At 42.2% G+C, this 374-nt stretch carries 1 pseudogene; it reads right to left on the reverse strand.

What is annotated here, in order from left to right:
• Window positions 1-245: 245 nt before the first annotated feature.
• Window positions 246-374 (reverse strand): annotated as a pseudogene (locus tag VCHENC03_RS28005) (IS110 family transposase); the annotation flags it as partial.

Below are 374 nucleotides of genomic sequence, written 5' to 3' on the forward strand. Positions count from 1 at the left end.
GTATATGGACTCCCAATTAATTACAACCGATTTTTAAACAGTGAAAGGTAGATAGGATGCGTGCGTATATTCGGGCTCTTTGTGAGTAGCGAACTCTGCCCCTTTATGCATTCGCACCTTAATGCCACACCGAACAGTCGATATTGGATATCATCAGAATGAGCTGGCTCTTTAAGGTCGGTCTTACCTGTCTTTCGCTCTTTATTATTGGTAGTAACTAAATTTCGCAAGTATAGATTTAGCTGCTAGGCAGCATGTTTAAATGAAGTGGAGTACTGAGTGTCATGTTTCAGCATAGACCATGCAGTGCGTATGCTTTTATTCGCTAACGCGACAGCAGCTCTTCTTAGGCCAGCTCTAACTATCAAGGCTTT

This window comes from Vibrio sp. HENC-03, from assembly GCF_000305755.2.
GTDB classification, from domain to species: Bacteria; Pseudomonadota; Gammaproteobacteria; order Enterobacterales; family Vibrionaceae; genus Vibrio; species Vibrio owensii.